Here is a 17,786-nt window from a genome sequence, read left to right as displayed (position 1 = left end):
GCCCCGATCCGTCATTGCGTCGCCACGGTTCGCAATGACGGATCCGCCGGAGCCGGTCGGGATGTCGAGGCCCGCGCCGTTCAGCGCACGCGGGTGATGATATTCTCGATCCGCTCCTGCTGGCCCGAGCGGGGGCGGGGATTGAGGTTCTGGCTGACGGCGAGGTCGGCGATGGCGGCAAGGTCGCTGCCGGCGATCTGCTGGCCCAGGGCGCCGGTCCAGCCCGCGTACCGCTCGGCCTTGATCGCATCGAGGCGGCCGTCCTCGATCAGCGCGGCGGCGTTGAGCAGGCCCTTCGCCACGACGTCGATCCCGCCGACGTGGCCATGGAACAGGTCGGCGGCGTCGATCGACTGGCGGCGGACCTTGGCATCGAAGTTGAAGCCGCCCGTCGTAAAGCCGCCCGCGCGCAGGATTTCGAGCATCGCGAGCGTCATCTCCTCGACGGAGTTCGGGAATTGATCGGTATCCCAGCCGTTCTGCGGATCGCCGCGGTTGGCGTCGATCGAACCGAAGATACCGAGCGCACCCGCCGTTGCGATCTCATGTTCGAAGGTGTGGCCCGACAGGGTCGCGTGGTTCGCCTCGATATTGACGCGGACTTCGTCCTCCAGCCCGTAGCGCTTGAGGAAGCCGTATACCGTTGCGGTGTCGAAGTCGTATTGGTGCTTGGTCGGTTCGTGCGGCTTGGGTTCGATCAGGATCGTGCCGGTGAAGCCGATCTTATGCTTGTGATCGACGACGAGGCTGAGGAAGCGGCCGAGATTGTCGAGTTCGCGCTTCATGTCGGTGTTGTGGAGCGTCTCATATCCCTCGCGACCGCCCCATAGAACATAGTTGGCGCCGCCGAGGCGGTGCGTCGCTTCAAGGGCGTCGCGCACCTGCATCGCGCCCCAGGCGAACACTTCCGGGTCCGGGTTGGTGGCGCCACCGGCGGCATAGCGCGGGTGGCTGAACAGATTGGCGGTGCCCCACAGGAGCTTGCGGCCGGAGGCGGCCTGGAGCTGTTCGAGGTGATCGACGGCGTCCGCGAAGTGCGCGCGGTGTTCGGATACCGTCGTGGCGTCCGCCATCACGTCGACGTCGTGGAAGCAATAATAGGGCACATCGAGCTTGCTGAAGAAGTCGAAGGCCACCGAGCGCTTGTGCGCCGCTGCGGCGGCGTCGTTGGCGCCGCGGTGCCAGGGGCGATCGAAGGTGCCGCCGCCGAAGACGTCGCTGCCTGGCCAGCAGAAGGTGTGCCAGAAGCAGGCAGCGAAGCGGAGGTGCTCCTCCATCGTCTTGCCGAGGACGACGCGGGTCTTGTCGTAATAGCGATAGGCGAGTTCGGTGTCGCTGTCCGGCCCTTCGTAGCGGATCGTCGGAATGTCGGCGAAGTAATCGGCCATTTTAGAGGCTCCTGATGCGGGAATAGGCGTCGCGGAAGGCGGCGTATTTGGGGGCTAGACGGTCGCGCAGCGCGGCGTCGGGTTCGATGACGTGCGCGGTGCGGGGCGCGACGCAGACGTCGGCGGGCGTGCCGCCGTCGACCGCGAGCTGCGCGAGGCGGGCGGCGCCGAGCGCGGGGCCGACCTCGCCCCCGTCGAGATAGACGAGGCGCGCGTCGAGCGCCGCGGCGAGCGTTTCGCCCCAGTATAGCGAGCGGGCGCCGCCGCCGATGACGGACAGCTGCTCGATCGTCGTGCCCGCCTCGCGCAGCACGCGCACGCCATCCGCCAGCGCGAAGGCGACGCCTTCGAGCACGGCTTGCGCCAGGCGTTCGGGGCCGGTGTCGTGGTCGAGGCGCAGGAAGGCGCCGCGGACCTGCGCGTCGTTGTGCGGCGTGCGCTCGCCCGAGAGGTAGGGGAGGAAGAGCTCGGGGCCGTTGGCCGGGCCGGCCTGTTCGGCGCGGGCGAACAGATCGGCGGCGCCGCGCGCGCCGGTGAGCCGCGCCACCCAGTCGATACAGGCAGCGGCGGAAAGGTGAACCGCCATCTGATGCCACATGGCGGGCACGCAATGGCAGAAGGCGTGAACCGCGCCGGCGACATTGGGGCGGAAGTCCTGCGTCGCGACGAAGATGACGCCCGACGTGCCAAGCGAGAGCAAGGCGTCGCCGTCGCGCACCGCACCGACGCCGGCGGCGCCCGCGGCATTGTCGCCGCCGCCGCCCGCGACCGGGACCGGCGCCATGCCCCACAGCTCGGCGACCGCGGGAAGCAGCGTGCCGACGGTGTCGCTGCCCTCGACGAGGCGCGGCATCTGTTCGGTCGTCAGGCCGGTGGCGGCGAGCAACGTCTCGCTCCAGCGCCGGCCGGCGACGTCGAGCCACAGCGTGCCGGCGGCGTCGGACATGTCCGAGGCTTTCTCGCCGGTCATCAGCAGGCGGACATAGTCCTTGGGGAGCAGCACGGTCTTGATCGCCGCGAACGTCTCGGGCTCGTGGTGGCGGACCCAGGCCAGCTTGGGCGCGGTGAAGCCAGGCATGACGAGGTTGCCGCCGCGCTCGCGGAAGGCGGGCGTCGCGGCGTCGAGGCCAGCGCATTCGGCGAAGGAGCGGCCGTCGTTCCACAGGATGGCGGGGCGGAGCGGCCGGTCGTCGGCGCCGAGCAGAGTCGCGCCGTGCATCTGGCCGGCCAGGCCGATGCCGCGCACCGATCGCCGCACCGCTGGATCGATGGCGAGGACCGCGGCACAGGTCGCCTGCCACCAGGCGACGGGGTCCTGTTGCGACCACAGGGGCTCCGGGCGCTGGACGGTGAGCGGGGCGGTGCCTTGCGCGACGAGCGTGCCCGATGCGTCCACGACGACCGCCTTGACGCCCGACGTGCCGATATCGATGCCGAGGAACATGCCCTCAGTCCTTGAACGGATCGATGGTCTGGATGCTACCATCCGGGGTGAAGTGCAGCTGCGTCACCTTGGCGGAGCGCAGGTGGTTTTTCCCCGACGCTTGCGTGTCGTGGTAGAACAGCCACCACTTGCCCTGAAATTCCACGATCGAATGGTGCGTGGTCCAGCCCTGTACGGGCTTCAGGATATGCCCCGCATAGCGGAACGGACCGTAGGGCGAGGTGCCGGTAGCGTAGTTCAGATAATGCGTGTCGCCGGTCGAATAGGTGAAATAATAGGTGCCGCCCCGCTTGAACATCCAGGCGGCCTCGAAGAAGCGGCGTTCGTGATCGCCGCCGAGGACGGGCTTGCCCCGTTCGTCGAGGATGACGATCGGGCGCGGGCTTTCCGCGAATTGCTGCATGTCGGCGCGCATCCTGGCGACGCGCGGGGCGATCGCGGGCTGGTCGTCGCGGTGCAGGTCCGTGTCGCCGGCGTTGGCGTCGTAGCGATTGCCCTGCCAGCGCTGGAGCTGGCCACCCCAGATGCCGCCGAAATACATGTAGCTGGCGCCGTCGCTATCGGTGAAGACGGCGGGGTCGATCGAGAAGCTGCCGCGGATCGGCTGCGGATCAGCCCTGAACGGGCCGGTCGGCGACTTGGACGTGGCGACGCCGATGCGGAACACGCCGGCTTTGTCGCGCGCAGGGAAGTAGAGGTAATAGGTGCCGTTCTTATAGGCGGCGTCGGGTGCCCAGGTCTGTTTCGAGGCCCAGGGGATCTGCTTCACGTCGAGCGCGACGGGGTGGACGGTGACCGGGCCCCCGATCCGCTCCATGCTGAGCACCCGATAATCGTGCATCGCATATTGGTTGCCGAGATCGTCGTCGGCGATGCCGGCGTCGACGTCGTGGCTGGGATAGGCGTAGAGCTTGCCGTTGAAGACGTGCGCGGACGGATCGGCGAAATAGAGGTCTTTGACCAGCGGCTGTGCGAGGTAGCGCTTGCCGTCGGGGCTGCGCGGTTCGGTGCTTTGCGCGAGGGCGAGGCCGCTCGACAACAGGGCTGCGAGCGCGAGCAGGCGGGTGTTGCGGGCGGGCATCGATATCGTCCTTCCTAAGATCGGCCTTCTGGCGAGGCCTGAAACGTCTGGATAGCGCTACCATATGGTGATCGTCATCCGGCGGCAAGGGTCGTTGGAGGAGATTTCGGTGATCGGGTGCGGGGGAGGCCGCGGCGTGCTGATCGTGCGTGGCGCGATGCGCGGCCCGATGTGGGTGATCTCGCTGGTGTTTGGCGTCGGATACGGCGTGCCGATGATGACGCGGAAGGGGAGTCGCCAGCGTCGGCTCGGGTCAGCCGGCGGAGCGGCAGGAGACCAATTGGGGACAGCGGTACGGTAACGGTCGCAACGTGGCGCTTGCCGTGGACGCGCTTTTGCGTTCATGTCGGTCGGGCTGTTTCTCCTGGGACCCGATCCGCCCGCATGGCTTCCTCACCCCCTCCCTCGCGACCCTCCCGCCGATCGGGTTCGGCACCGACGATCAGCGATGTGGCGAAGCTCGCCGGCGTGTCGCCGATGACCGTCAGCCGCGTCATCAACGCCGAAACCAACGTCCGGCCCGCGACGCGCGATGCGGTGAACGTGGCGATCCAGACGCTGAACTATGCGCCCAATCGCGCCGCGCGCAGCCTGGCGGGGGCGGGGCAGTTGCGGGTGGGGCTGCTGTACAACAATCCGTCGGGCGGCTTTCTGTCCGAAATGCTGCTCGGCAGCCTGGACCAGGCAAGCCGCAACGATGTGCAGATCGTGATCGAGAAATGCGAGATCGGCGACGATCACGAGCTGGCGGTGGCACGGCACATGATCAAGGGCGGCATCGACGGCATCGTCCTGCCACCGCCCCTGTGCGAATCGCCGGCGCTGCTCGACCTGCTGGCCCAGGCTGGCGTCCCGATGGTCGGACTGGCGACGGGGCGCGCGGGCGAGGGCGGTCTGGCGATCGGGATCGACGATCGTGCCGCGGCGGTGACGATGACGCGGCACTTGATGGACCTGGGCCATCGGCGGATTGGCTTCATCGGCGGCGACCCCAATCTGTCGGCGAGCGGCGCGCGGCTGGCCGGCTATCGGGCTGCGCTGGAAGGAGCCGGGATCGGGATCGAGGACGGACTGGTCGTCGATGGCCTGTACACCTATCGATCTGGCCTGGATGCGGCGGAGCAGCTGCTCGACCTCACTGAACCGCCGACGGCGATCTTCGCGTCGAACGACGACATGGCCGCGGCGACGGTGGCGGTGGCGCACCGGCGCGGGCTGGACGTGCCGGGCGACCTGACCGTCTGCGGTTTCGACGATACGGTGCTGTCGACCGCGATCTGGCCCGAGCTGACGACGATCCGCCAGCCGATCGCCGATATGGCGCGGGGGGCAATCGAGGGGCTGGTCGCGCTGTTGCGTCGCCAGCGCGGGGGCGACGAGGCCGCGCCCGAAGAGCCGACGCGGCTGCTCGACTATACGTTGATCCGGCGCCAGTCCGACGCGCCGCCACGGCGCCGGCCGCGGGTGATCGAGGGATAGGCCTGCCGCGACGCCTTCCGCACGACGGCCACGGCACGCGCCAAACGGCTTGACCGCCCGGACTGGCGTGATAGCGATATCACATTGCACACGGCTGGCGCACGACCGGCATGAGGAGAGCGATGTGACGGACAGGCGGGGGGCGGGGCATGCCCCGGGGAATCTGGGCGCCGAGCAGGGCGTCAATCACGGCTTCATCGCCGGCATCGTCGCGGTGGCGACGATCGGCGGCTTCATGTTCGGCTATGATTCGGGCGTCATCAACGGGACGCAAAAGGGGCTGGAGGCGGCCTTTTCACTCGGCCACCTCGGCATCGGCGTCAACGTCGGCGCGATCCTGGTGGGGTCAGCGATCGGTGCGTTCGGCGCGGGGCGGCTGGCCGACGCGATCGGGCGGCGGCGGGTGATGATGCTGGCCGCACTGCTGTTTCTGGTGAGCGCGCTGCTCGCAGGGGCGGCGGGCGGCTCGATCGTGTTCATCCTGGCGCGGATCATCGGCGGCCTGGGTGTCGGCGCGGCGAGCGTGATCTCGCCCGTCTATATTTCCGAAGTGACGCCCGCCGCGATCCGCGGGCGGCTGTCGAGCGTGCAGCAGGTGATGATCATCACCGGCCTGACCGGCGCGTTCGTCGCGAATTTCGTGCTGGCCCGCTATGCCGGCGGTTCGACCGCGCCCTTCTGGCTCGATTTTCCGGCGTGGCGCTGGATGTTCTGGCTGCAGGCGATCCCGGCGGCGATCAATCTGGCGGCGCTGACCGTCATTCCGGAAAGCCCGCGCTTCCTGGTCGCCAAGGGTCGCGAGGGCGAGGCGAAGGCCGTGCTGACGCGTCTGTTCGGCGCGGGCGAGGCGGAGCGCAAGGTGGTCGAGATCCGCAACTCGCTCGCCGCCGATCACCACAAGCCGAAACTGTCCGACCTGATCGACAAGACGACGGGCAAGATTCGCCCGATCCTGTGGGCGGGCATCGGCCTTGCCGTGTTCCAGCAGTTCGTCGGCATCAACGTCGTCTTCTATTACGGCGCCGTGCTGTGGGAGGCGGTGGGCTTCACCGAGGACAATGCGCTGCAGATCAACATCCTGTCCGGCGTGCTGTCGATCGCGGCCTGCCTGTTCACGATCGCGACGGTCGACCGGATCGGACGCAAGCCGCTGCTGCTGGTGGGATCGGCGGGCATGGCGGTGACGCTGGCGACGGTGGCCTGGGCGTTCTCCACCGCGGTCACCGATGCGGCGGGCGCGGTGAGCTTGCCCGGACATAACGGCCTGGTCGCGCTGGTCGCGGCCAATCTGTACGTCATCTTCTTCAACGCGTCGTGGGGACCGGTGATGTGGGTGATGCTGGGCGAGATGTTCCCCAACCAGATCCGCGGATCGGGGCTTGCCGTGTCGGGCTTTGCGCAGTGGATCGCCAATGCGGCGATCTCGGTCAGCTTCCCGGCGCTCGCCGTGTCGCCGGGGCTGGCGGTCACTTACACCGGCTATGCGCTGTTCGCGGCGATCTCGTTCGTGTTCGTGCAGAAGCTGGTCCACGAAACGCGCGGGCGCGAACTCGAGGATATGCAGGGATAAGGGCGACCGGGCGCTGGCGTTACAGCGCCCAGTCGAGCTGCATCCACAGCTTTTGCGTGTCGGTGAACAGCCGGTCGGCGCGATAATCGGCGTAGCGTAGGCTGGCGGTCGTCTTGCCGAGCTTGGCGCTGGCGAGCAGGTTGAGTTCGTCGCCATAGCGGCGCGACAGGCGGTCGCTGTCGAACCGGTGGTAGACGGCGGTCAGCGACACCGCCTTCAGCGTCCCGATCTGCTTCCACCCCCAGCCGGCGCTCGCATAGGCGTCGCGAATGCCGTCGGCGGGGGTGGTGGTGAGCTTGTCGGCCCAGCCCTGGAACTTGAAGATTGCGGAGAAGGGCGTCTGGAAGCTGGCGTATGCGGCGCCCGCGCTGGCGCCACGGCCCGCGCCGAGCACTTCATAGCCCCCGCCGACCTTCGGGCCGTTCAGATCGAGCGACAGATCGGCGAGCCAGTAATCCGCGGAGTACATATTGGGGTTGCGGTGATAGTCGGACTGGCGCGCATAGCTGAGCTGATAGGCGAGCTTGGCGGTGCCGAGCGGCTGCGCGCCGGCCAGGCGGCCGCCATAGGTCTGGCTGGACAGGCGATAGCCCTGCACCGCCGCTTCGTCCTCATCGATCAGATAGGCGAAGCCCGTGACCTTGCCGATCGGCGAATCCCAGCCGAGGTTGGCGAGGACGGTGTTGCCGCCGATCGCGGTCGGCCGCGCGCCGCGCCCTTCGATGCCGTTCACCGTGCGGACCGACCAGACATAGCTGACGTCGGCCTTCAGGCCCGGCACGGCGGTGATCTCGGTGCGCACGGCGTCGAAGGTCTGGCCGTTGTTGCGGAACGCGGCCGCGCCGACGAAGCGTTCGTCGTCGAGCTGGATCACCTGTCGCCCCGCGGTGATCGCGAGGCCCGGCGCGGCATAGCGCACCTGCGCGCGATAGATGGCGACGCTGTCGGGATCGGCGATCAGCGGGCGCAGCGTGGCGGGGCCGTGCAGGCCGTCGAAATAGTCGGGCAGGATCGCGAGGTTCCCCTGCGCCTGGACGAGGCCGGAGAGGCGGCCGATCGCAGCCTGCACGCCGGTACGCAGCCGCACGGTCACCGCGTCGCTATCCTGCGGCAGGCCATCCTGTTCGACATGTTCGTACCGCAGCCGCGCCTCCGCAAGCGGCGTCACCGTTTGCGCCGCGGCAGGCAACGCCGGCAGGACGGTGGCGAGGGCGAGAAGCGGGGCGGTGAGGCGCATCGATCGGGTCCGTACGGCATCGGTGTCGCGCAGGAATGCGCTGTCCATTGTCGACCTATTAGGCGCGGAATGGTTAACAGGCTGATGACGTTGCGCTTCGGCTACGGAACGCACGCGGGGCTGAGCCGTATGGAGGGTGGCACTTATGCCATCAGGAGATCGCATGGGCCTTGCTCCGCGCCTGTCCGGGCGGGTGGAAGCCCGGGCGCATCATTCCCCCGCCGCGCGCATCCTGGAGCGGATCGGGCCATTCTTCGCGATCGGCGAAGTGTCCGGCGGGCCGTTGCTGATCGCCTCGCTCGTCGCGCTGATCGTCGTCAATTCGCCCTGGGGTGCGGATTATGTGCGGCTATGGGATCGGCCGATCCGGCTGAGCTATGGCGCCTGGGCGTTCGCGCGGCCGGCGGCGGAATGGGTCAACGACCTGCTGATGCCGTTGTTCTTCCTGATCATCGGGACGGAGGTGAAGCGCGAATTCGTCAAGGGATCGCTCGCGTCGCGCAAGACCGCGCTGTTCCCGGTGGCGGGCGCGATCGGCGGGCTGGTGGTGCCGGTGGCGATCTATCTGGCGTTCAACTGGGGCACGCCGACCGCGCATGGCTGGGGCGTGGTGGCGGCGATGGATACCGCGTTCAGCCTGGCGGTCGTCGCGATGTTCACGACGCGATTGCCGCCCGCCGTGCGTGCGGTGCTGCTGGCGTTCGCGGCGATCGACGATGTGTTCGGGCTGCTGGTGATCGCCTTCGCCTATACCGCGTCGGTGCAGCCGGTGTTCCTGGGGGTGGCGGCCGCGGCGTATCTGGGCATCGTCGCGCTGCTGCGGCTGCGCTGGGTGGCGTCGATCCCCTATGTGCTGCTCGGAGCCGTGGTGTGGATCGGGGTGTTCGGATCGGGTGTGCATCCGACGATCGCGGGCGTGGCGGTCGGCCTGTTGCTGCCGACGCGGTCGCGGCTCAGCCATGGCGACTTCGCCGAGCGCGTCGAGCGGCCCTTGGACGAGTTGCGCGCGGCGCAATCCGAACAGGCGCGTGCGGGTGACGCCGCGGAGGCGGAGGAAAAGGAGGAAGCGGTCGAGGCGAAGCTGGGGTACATCCATGAAATGGTCGCGGCGACGGACGAGGCGGCGGAGCGGCTGGTGCGCATCCTGACGCCGTGGGTGTCCTATGTCGTGCTGCCGCTGTTCGCGCTGTCCAACGTGCGCATCCATTTGTCGCCCGACGCGATCGCCGAGGCGCTGCATGCACCGCTGAGCCTGGGCATCGTCGCCGGCCTGGCGATCGGCAAGCCGCTGGGCTTCATAGGGTCGACATGGATCGCGACACGCGTGCTGGGCGCGCGCCTGCCCGATGGGGTGACGTGGCGGATGGTGCTGGGGATCGGTGGCGTCGCCGGGATCGGCTTCACGCTGTCGCTGTTCATCACCGAACTGGCCTTCACCGACGTGGCGCAGACCGAGCTGGCGTCGCTGGCGATCCTGTGCGCGTCGCTGGTGTCCGGCCTGTTCGGCTATGCCATCTTCTGGCTGGCAACGCGCTCAGCCGAGCGCGTACCAGACCGGTGAGGTGGTGAAGAGGTCGGCGGCGGTGCAGGTGGTGCCGTCGGCGAAGCGGATCGTCGCGTCCGGAATTTCGGTGGCGCGGATCAGCGCGGCGACGCGGAGCGTGGCGCCGGCATGGTGGCGGCTGAAGGCGAGGATGCGGTCGCTGCCCTTGACCTGTGCCGGACGATAGTCGCCGTCGGCGAATAGCGCGGGCGCGGCACGGCGCCGGGCGAGCAGGTCGGCGATGAGCCGGAACTTGGCCGGCGCGTGCGGTGCGTCGAACAGCGCCTGACGCTGCGCATAATCGACGGGGCGGCGGTTGTCGGGATCGACCAGGCTGAGGTCGGCGAGCTCGGTGCCCTGATACAGGTCGGGCACGCCCGGCACGGTGTAGCGGAGCAGCGTCTGGATCAACGTGTTGGCGTCTGCAATCGGCGCCAGGTCGGCGACGAAGGCGGTGACCTCCGCGACGAAGCGCGGGTCGGCGAGGACGGCATCGGTGAGGGAGGCGGCGGCGGCTTCATAGGCCTCGTCCGGGGCTTCCCATGACGAGCGGAGGCGCGCCTCGCGCAGCGCCTTTTGCTGCCAGGCCTTGATGCGGTCGGCGAAATCGGGCGTCGCACCCTCGTCTGGCCAGGCGCCGACGATGGTCTGGAGCAGCATGTAGCGGTCGGCGCCCGAGACGTCGTGATCCCAGGCCCAGGAGAGCTGGTCCCATGCCTCGACGCGGGTGCGCCACGCGTCGGGCATGACGCTGAGTGCGGCAAGGCGGGCGCGGACGTCCTCGCCGCGCTTGTGGTCGTGCGTCGCGGTGGTGAGCATGGCGTGCGGCACGTCGCGCGCGCGGGCGGCCATCAGCTCGTGGAAGGCGCCGACGCCGATGCCGAGGATCGTCGCGTCGAAGCCGACGTCGTTGCGAGAGAGCAGGCGGCCGGAACGGTAGAAGGCGGTGTCCTCGACCGATTTGGCGGCGATCGGTGCGGAGAGCTGCTGGAAACGGCGCACCGCGTCGGCCGCATCGCCCGGCCCTTCGCCGGCGAGCCAGGCGAGGATCGCGTCGACGACATGCGCCTCGCCCGGCGGGATGAGGTCGGCGACGCGTTCGCGCACCGCGCCGCGGATCGCGGCGTCGCTGCCCGGGGCGGCATCGCCGGTGCCATAGGTGCGATAGACGGGGAAGACCCACAACAATCGCTCGATCGCGCGGCGCAGCATCGCGGGCGTGACGGCGGAATCGGTGTTGAGCGCAACGAAGGCAGCGACGCAGGCGTCGAGCTGCCCCGCAAACTGCCAGGCGAGCAGGTCCTGCCGTGCGGCGAATTCCTCAGCTTCGAAATCGAGGTAGCGGTGGCTCATGTCCTGCCACAGCTCCTCGAGCGGCAGGGCGCCGAGCGGATCGTGGATCAGCGTCGCGACCTGCTCCATGAAGTCGTAGCCGCTGGTGCCATCGACGCCCCAGCCGACGGGCTGGCCTTCGCCGGCGCCGAGGATCTTCTCGATGACGATCCAGGCATCGGGGCCGAGGCGGTCGCGCAGCGTGCGGCAATAGCCGATCGGGTCGGTCAGGCCGTCGACGTGATCGATGCGGACGCCGTCGATCAGCCCTTCGTCGTACAGCCGGAAATACAGCGCGTGCGTCGCCTCGAACACGGCGGGGTCTTCAATGCGGACGCCGGCGAGGTCGTTGACGGTGAAGAAGCGGCGCCAGTTGAGCAGGTCATTCGCGGTGCGCCAGCTGGCGAGGCGATAATGCTGGCGGTCGAGCAGTGCGGGCAGGTCGGCGGTGTTGCCCCGGTCTTCGGGGCGGATCGGGAAACAATGTTCGCCATAGGCGACGATCTGATCGCCCTCGACCGCAATGTCGCCGTTGGCGAGCGCGGTGTCGAGCGTATCGCCGAGCACCGGGAGCAGGATCGGGCGGCTCCAGTCGATATCGAAGACGGGGGCGTGTTCGCTGTCCTGCCCGCGGGCGAGGACATCGTTCCACCATGCATTGCCGCCCCCGGCAACGCCCATATGGTTGGGGACGATATCGATGATCAGCCCCATGTCGCGCGCCTTGAGCGCGGCGACGAGGCTGCGGAAGGCGTCCTCGCCGCCGAGTTCCGGATTGATCGTCGTGGGGTCGATGACGTCGTAGCCGTGCATCGAGCCGGCTGCCGCGGTGGTGATCGGCGAGGCGTAGAGGTGGCTGATGCCGAGCCGGTTGAGATAGGGGACCAGCGCCTCGGCGTCGGCGAAGGTGAAGCCCTTATGGAATTGCAGGCGATAGGTGGCGCGGGGGCTCATGCGGGGCTCTTGTGCGAGAGGATGGCGGTGCGGCGGGCGACCTCTGGCCGGGCGAGCAGCGCCTCGGTCGTGTCGGGCATGCGGCGGCGCCAATTGGGGTGTTCGTCGGTCGTGCCGGGCAGGTTGGGCTGTTCCTCGATTCCGACCAGGTCCTCGAGCGGCACGATGGTGAGCGGGCAGGGTGCCTGTGCGGTGAAGGCGAGCGCGGCGTCGATCGCGGGCGTGGCGTCGTGCGGCACGGGGCCGCTGGCGACACCGGCCTGCGTGGCGGCGGTCCATAGCGCCTTCTTTTCGCCGATGCGGCGCAGGCGGTCGCTGGGTTCGTCGCTGTCGCTGCGCTTCAGCTTGTGCGCCCAGGTGATGTCGCGCCCGGTCCACCAGCCGGCGAGCGTCGCGGTGTCGTGCGTGCCGGTCATGGCGACGGCGCAGGCGTCCCATGCCTTGGCCTGGGTGAAGCTCTTCGCGTCGCGTTCGAAGGGCAGGACGCGCATGCCATAGATGCCCCGCGCGGTCAGCGTGTCGCGGAAGCCGGGCGGCACGGTGCCGAGGTCCTCGCCGATGACGATCGCGTTCGCCCGATGCGATTCGATGGCGAGGATGCGGAGCAGATCGGTGAAGGGCATGGCGAGATAGGCGCCGTCGCCGGGCCTGCCGCCCTCTGGAATGACCCACAGCCGGCACAGGCCGAGGGCGTGGTCGATACGGATGCCGCCCGCGTGCGCCAGGCCCGCGCGGACGGTGCGGATGAAGGCGTCGAAGCCGGTGCGGCGCAGCGCGAACGGGCAGAGCGCGGTGATGCCCCAATTCTGCCCCTGCGGCCCGAGCGGATCGGGCGGCGCGCCGATCGACAGGCCGGTCAGCAGGTCGCTGCGGCGGCTCCACGCATGGCTGCCGCCCGCATCCATGCCGACGGCGAGGTCGGCGATCAGGCCGATGCGCATGCCGGCGTCGCGCGCGGCGGCGTGCGCGTCGGCAAGGCCGGTGTCGGCGCGCCATTGCAGGAAGCTATAGAAACGGACGGCGTCGGCATGCTCCCGCGCGAAGGCTTCGACAGCCGGGGCGGTGGGATCGTGATAGGCGGCGGGCCAGTCCTGCCAGCCATGCGCGCCGCTCTCCGCGAAGAAATGGGCGTGGATCGCGTCGTAACGGGCGTGCTGCTGCCAGTCGGGACGGTGGGCGGCGGCGGCGTCGAAGCGGGCGATCTCGTCCGGGGTTGCGCGGTCGAAGGCGTGGCGCAGCGCAGTCAGGCGGTGGGGGAGGGCGGCTTGCCAGTCGATCAGCGCGCCGGAGTCCGTGTCATCGTCGGCGGTGCTGGCGAGCAGGGCGTGGTGGACCAGCCGGCTCGACGGGGCATAGGGGCTGAAGCGCGACGGGTCGGCGGGGAAGAGCGCGTGCGTCGGACTGATCGCGAGCGCGTCGGCTCCGGCACCGGCAAACGCGCGGGCGGCCTCGGCAAGACTGGCGAAGTCGCCGTATGGGGCGGTGCGCGATCCGCGAAGCGCCGGGATCTGAACCGCGGGACCCCAGCTGTGGCCGGGCGGCGCGGGAACGCAGCGGCGTGGCGCGACGGCGAGGGTGATGGCGCCGCGCGCGGTGTCGAGCCGGTGATAGCCGGGTTCGCTGATCGGCGGGATGGTGCCGTCGGACGCGACCTGCACGATACGCTGGGGGCCATGCTCCAGCGCCAGCGTGGCGGCGCCGGGGGCGGCGGTCGTGACGATCGGCATGCCGACATCGGCGGTGACGAAGGTCGCCTCGCCGTCGGTCGAGCGGTCGAGCCGGTCGAGAATGGCGGCGAGCGTATCGTCGGCGACGGTGCGCTGGCGGCCGGTCGCATCCTCCCACTGCACCGCGATGCCGGCAACCTTGGCGCGTGCGGCAAGATCGCTCATCGCGCGATCCAGGCGGCGAAGCGGTCGCCCTCGGCATGCAGCAGGTCGCCGTCGCCCGCGGCAAGCGGCGCGGGCGTGTCGGCGAGGTCGAGCGCGATGGTGAGCGTGCTGCCGTCAGCCAGGCGCCAGCGGGCGGTGACTGCGGCGTCGCCGGTCGCCTCCGCACCGATCGCCATCGCGCCCGCAAGGTGGGGGACGATGTGCGTCATGCGCAGTGCGATCAGGTCGCGGTACAGCGCACGCCATGTGGCGGCGTCGGGGCCGGGCTCGGGCCGCGATGCGTCGAAGGTGCTGCGGGCGTTGGGATCGGGGATGCGTTCACGCGCCTGCGGATCGGCGAAAGCGTCGAAATTGGCGAATTCCTTGCGCCGCCCCTCACGCACCGCATCGGCGAGCTCGTCGTGGAAATCGGTGAAGAACAGGAAGGGCGTCTCGCTGCCGTCCGTGTCGCCCATGAACAGCAAGGGGATTTGCGGGGCGAGCAGCAGCAAGGCGGTCGCGGCACGCAGCTTGGCGGGGTCGGTCAGTACGGTCAGCCGCTCGCCGAGCGCGCGATTGCCGATCTGGTCGTGGTTCTGGAGGAACGACACGAAGCGGGTCGGCGATAGGTGCGCGCTGGGCGTGCCGCGCGGCGTGCCGTCGTGGTTCGCCGATCCTTCACCCTGATAGATGAAGCCTTCCGCCAGGCAGCGGGCGAGACGCTCGGCCGGGCGATCGGCGAAGTCGGTGTAATAAGCGCTGGTTTCGCCGGTCAGCAGGACGTGGAGGACGTTGTGGAAATCGTCGTTCCACTGCGCGTCATAGCCGCCATCGCGCAGCCGTGCGGAATCGTTGCGTTCGTTTTCGAGGACGAGGTGGATGTGGCGATCGGGCAGCGCCTCGCGGATTTCCGTGGCCATGGCGTCAAGGAAGGCGTCGTCGGCGATGGCATGGACCGCGTCGAAGCGCAGGCCGTCGATGCGATAGTCGCGCAGCCACATCAGCGCATTGTCGACGAAGAAGCGCTGCACGGCCTCTTCGTGCGTCGCGACCGCGCCGCCCCAGGGCGTGTGGACCTCGGCATCGAAGAAGCCCGCGGCATATTGGCCGATGTAATTCCCGTCGGGACCGAAGTGATTGTAAACGACGTCGAGGAAGACGGAGAGGCCGAAGCCGTGCGCGGCGTCGACCAGCGCCTGCAAATCGGCGGGGGCGCCGTAGCTTTCGTGCGGCGCATAGGGCAGCACGCCGTCATAGCCCCAGCCGCGCGTACCTCCGAAGGCACCCACGGGCATGAGTTCGATGGCGGTGATGCCGGTCGCGGCGAGGGCGGGGAGCTGGTCGATCACGCCGCGGAAACCGCCGAGCAGGCCGGGGTGCAGCTCGACGAGCACCGTCTCTTCCCACGGTCGCCCGCGCCAGTCGGTGACCGTCCAGGGATAGGCCGGGTCGATGACCAAGCTCCAGCCATGAACGCCGCCCGATTGCGCGCGGGACGCGGGGTCGGGGACGATCGTGTCGCCGATGCGGAAGCGATAGCGCGTGCCGGCGGGCGCCTGCGTCGTCGCGACGAACCAGCCGTCGTCGCCCGCCTCCATATCGACCGGCGGGGCGCCGTCGATCTCCAGCTCGACGCCAGCAACGTCTGGCGCCCAGAGCGCGAAGCGGGTGCGTCCGTCGTCCAGCGGCGCCGCGCCCCAGCACTTGGTCATGCCTGGTCCTCGAACGCGCCGGTCCAGGTGAGGAGGACCGCGCCTTGCGGCGCGACCTCGTAGGCGTCCTCGATCTCCACCTCGCCCTGATCGGGCTTGGCGCTGTCGATCAGGACGATGCGCGTCGCGTGCGGCGGGGGAAGGTGGAAGGTGACGGGATCGGGCGAACCGTTGAGCAACAGCGACACGACGTCCAGCTCGCCGGCCGCATTGCGGCTGGCCCGGCGCATCATCAGCGCGCGGCCCTCGGGGTTCTGCCAATCCTCCGCGCTGAGCTGCTGCCCGCGCTCGTCCCACCATTCGATGTCGTTGACGCCCTGTCCGGGCGTATCCTGCCCGTAGAGGAAGGTCGGCGCGCGCAGCACGGCGTAGCGGCGGCGCAGGTCGGTCAGGCGGGCGACGAAATCGATCTGCGTCTGGCCTTCGGGCGTCGCCGCGGCGTCCCAATCGAGCCAGCTGATCGCATTGTCCTGGCAGTAGGCGTTGTTGTTGCCCTGTTGCGTGCGACCGAATTCGTCGCCCGCGACCAGCATCGGCGTACCGAGCGAGGCGAGCAGCGTCGTCAGCATCGACCGTTGCACGCGTCCGCGCGCATCGTTGATCGCGGGATCGTCGGTCGGCCCTTCGTGGCCCCAGTTGCGCGAATGGTTGTTGTCGTGGCCGTCGCGATTGTCCTCGCCGTTCGCCTCATTGTGGCGCTCTTCGTACATCACCGTGTCGGCGAGCGTGAAGCCGTCGTGCGCCGAGAGCAGGTTGATGCTCGCCCAGGGACGGCGCGAGCGCCGGTCGAACAGATCGCCCGATCCCGACAGACGCGCGGCGAGATCGGCGCGCTGGCCGGCATCGCCGCGCCAGAACTGGCGGACGGTGTCGCGATATTTGTCGTTCCACTCCGCAAAGCCGGGCGGGAAATTGCCGAGCTGATAGCCGCCGGGGCCGACGTCCCACGGTTCCGCCATCAGCTTCAGGCGGCCGAGTACCGGGTCCTGCCGGACGACGTCGAAGAAGGCGGCGCCGGGATCGAAGCCATGCTCTTCGCGCCCCAGCGTCAGGCCCAAGTCGAAGCGGAAGCCGTCGATGCCGAAGCTGGTTGCCCAATAGCGCAGGCTGTCCGTCACCATCTGGATGACGCGCGCCTTGCTGAGGTTCAGCGTGTTGCCGGTGCCGGTGTCGTTGATGCTGTAGCGCGGCTGGTCCTTGACCAGGCGGTAATAGCTGGCGTTGTCGAGCCCGCGCCATGACAGGGTGGGGCCCTTTTCGCTGCCTTCGCAGGTGTGGTTGTAGACGACGTCCAGGATCACCTCGATCCCCGCCTTGTGCAGGCGGTGGACGGCGCGACGCAGCTCGTCCTGGCTGTCCGACGCCATATACGCCTGTTCCGGCGCGGAGAAGCCGAGCGTGTTATAGCCCCAATAGTTCTTCAGGCCCTTTTCCTGGAGGAAACGGTCCTGCGTGAAGCTGTGGATGGGCAGCAGTTCGAGCGCGGTGACGCCGATGCGCTTGAGGTGCGCGATGACCGCGGGATGGCCGAGGCCGGCATAGGTGCCGCGCTCGTTCGGCGGGACCAGCTCCATCAGCTTGGTCAGGCCTTTGACGTGCGCCTCGTAGATGACGGTTTCGGACCAGGGCGTGTTGGGCTTGGTATCGCGCGACCAATCCCAATGATCGTCGACGACGACCGCCTTGGGCATGGCGGGCGCGCTGTCGCGCTTGTCGAAGGACAGGTCCTCCTTCGGATGGCCGACCTTGTAGCCGTGCAGCGCGTCGGTCCATTTGATCTGGCCGTGCAGCTTGCGGGCATAGGGATCGAGCAGCAGCTTGTTGGGATTGAAGCGGTGGCCGTTCTCGGGCTCGTAGCGGCCATGCGCGCGATAGCCGTAAAGCAGGCCCGGGCCGGCGTCGGGCAGATAGCCGTGCCACACCTCGTCGGTGCATTCGGGCAGGGCGATGCGCTTCAGCTCGCGCTTGCCGGTGGCGTCGAACAGGCACAGCTCGATCGCATCGGCATTGGCGGAATAGACCGCGAAATTGACACCGAGGCCGTCGAACGTCGCGCCGAGCGGATAGGGCGAGCCGGCGTCGAGCCGGTCGGGCAGGCTGTGCAAGATGAGGACCCCCATGATGTGTGCCAGCGAGAACGCAGGCGCAGCATGGAAGGTCCCCGTCGATCGCAGC

Annotated in this window: 12 protein-coding genes; 4 read left to right on the top strand and 8 right to left on the bottom strand. The window is 68.9% G+C overall.

Annotated elements, in window-relative coordinates:
- Positions 1–80: 80 nt before the first annotated feature.
- The 3 genes from xylA to A7E77_RS04025 are packed head-to-tail and all read right to left on the bottom strand — an operon-like array spanning position 81 to position 3,913.
- Complete coding sequence (gene xylA, locus A7E77_RS04035) at positions 81–1,388, bottom strand: xylose isomerase (RefSeq protein WP_063686046.1); 1,308 nt, start codon at positions 1,386–1,388, stop codon at positions 81–83.
- A gap of 1 nt (position 1,389) precedes the next feature.
- Complete coding sequence (gene xylB, locus A7E77_RS04030; RefSeq protein WP_063686044.1) at positions 1,390–2,832, bottom strand: xylulokinase; 1,443 nt, start codon at positions 2,830–2,832, stop codon at positions 1,390–1,392.
- A gap of 4 nt (positions 2,833–2,836) precedes the next feature.
- A complete protein-coding gene (locus A7E77_RS04025; protein ID WP_063686042.1) occupies positions 2,837–3,913 on the bottom strand; it encodes a glycoside hydrolase family 43 protein in 1,077 nt (358 codons plus the stop codon).
- Positions 3,914–3,977: 64 nt separating this feature from the next.
- On the opposite strand from A7E77_RS04025, the gene A7E77_RS04020 reads away from it, so the two are divergent.
- The 3 genes from A7E77_RS04020 (at position 3,978) to A7E77_RS04010 (ending at position 6,962) form a co-directional block, all read left to right on the top strand.
- Positions 3,978–4,214, top strand: coding sequence for a hypothetical protein (locus A7E77_RS04020; RefSeq protein WP_063686040.1), 237 nt, complete (start codon positions 3,978–3,980; stop codon positions 4,212–4,214).
- A gap of 149 nt (positions 4,215–4,363) precedes the next feature.
- On the top strand, positions 4,364–5,392 hold the full coding sequence (locus A7E77_RS04015; RefSeq protein ID WP_063686038.1) for a LacI family DNA-binding transcriptional regulator: 1,029 nt from the start codon (positions 4,364–4,366) through the stop codon (positions 5,390–5,392).
- A 124-nt stretch (positions 5,393–5,516) separates the two neighbouring features.
- On the top strand, positions 5,517–6,962 hold the full coding sequence (locus A7E77_RS04010; RefSeq protein WP_063686035.1) for a sugar porter family MFS transporter: 1,446 nt from the start codon (positions 5,517–5,519) through the stop codon (positions 6,960–6,962).
- 19 nt (positions 6,963–6,981) lie between these two features.
- Here the strand turns inward: A7E77_RS04010 and A7E77_RS04005 are convergent, their stop codons facing one another.
- Complete coding sequence (locus tag A7E77_RS04005; RefSeq protein WP_063686033.1) at positions 6,982–8,247, bottom strand: hypothetical protein; 1,266 nt, start codon at positions 8,245–8,247, stop codon at positions 6,982–6,984.
- A 115-nt stretch (positions 8,248–8,362) separates the two neighbouring features.
- Between A7E77_RS04005 and nhaA the strand changes: the two genes are divergently transcribed.
- Positions 8,363–9,760: a Na+/H+ antiporter NhaA gene (nhaA, locus tag A7E77_RS04000; RefSeq protein WP_063686030.1), complete on the top strand. Its 1,398-nt coding sequence runs from the start codon at positions 8,363–8,365 to the stop codon at positions 9,758–9,760.
- On the opposite strand, the gene treY is transcribed toward nhaA, so the two are convergent.
- Genes treY through glgX form a run of 4 tightly spaced genes read right to left on the bottom strand, consistent with a single transcriptional unit; the run spans position 9,734 to position 17,731 of the window.
- Positions 9,734–12,028 (bottom strand): malto-oligosyltrehalose synthase, encoded by a 2,295-nt coding sequence (gene treY / locus A7E77_RS03995; RefSeq protein WP_063686029.1) that lies wholly within the window; start codon positions 12,026–12,028, stop codon positions 9,734–9,736. The two genes, nhaA and treY, sit on opposite strands and share 27 nt — an antisense overlap.
- The gene (gene malQ / locus A7E77_RS03990) at positions 12,025–13,920 is read right to left on the bottom strand and encodes a 4-alpha-glucanotransferase (protein ID WP_063686027.1); all 1,896 of its coding nucleotides are present in this window, start codon (positions 13,918–13,920) and stop codon (positions 12,025–12,027) included. The genes treY and malQ overlap by 4 nt, the downstream gene beginning before the upstream one ends.
- Positions 13,917–15,611 (bottom strand): malto-oligosyltrehalose trehalohydrolase, encoded by a 1,695-nt coding sequence (gene treZ, locus A7E77_RS03985; RefSeq protein ID WP_063686025.1) that lies wholly within the window; start codon positions 15,609–15,611, stop codon positions 13,917–13,919. The genes malQ and treZ overlap by 4 nt, the downstream gene beginning before the upstream one ends.
- A complete protein-coding gene (glgX, locus tag A7E77_RS03980) occupies positions 15,608–17,731 on the bottom strand; it encodes a glycogen debranching protein GlgX (RefSeq protein ID WP_226341840.1) in 2,124 nt (707 codons plus the stop codon). Before glgX ends, treZ begins: the two co-directional genes overlap by 4 nt.
- Positions 17,732–17,786 lie beyond the last annotated feature (55 nt).

It is taken from the genome of Sphingomonas sp. NIC1, assembly GCF_001638925.1.
Taxonomy (GTDB): domain Bacteria; phylum Pseudomonadota; class Alphaproteobacteria; order Sphingomonadales; family Sphingomonadaceae; genus Sphingomonas; species Sphingomonas aquatilis.
The sequence above is the reverse complement of the archived record's forward strand: the minus strand, read 5'-3'. Positions and strand labels throughout refer to the sequence as shown.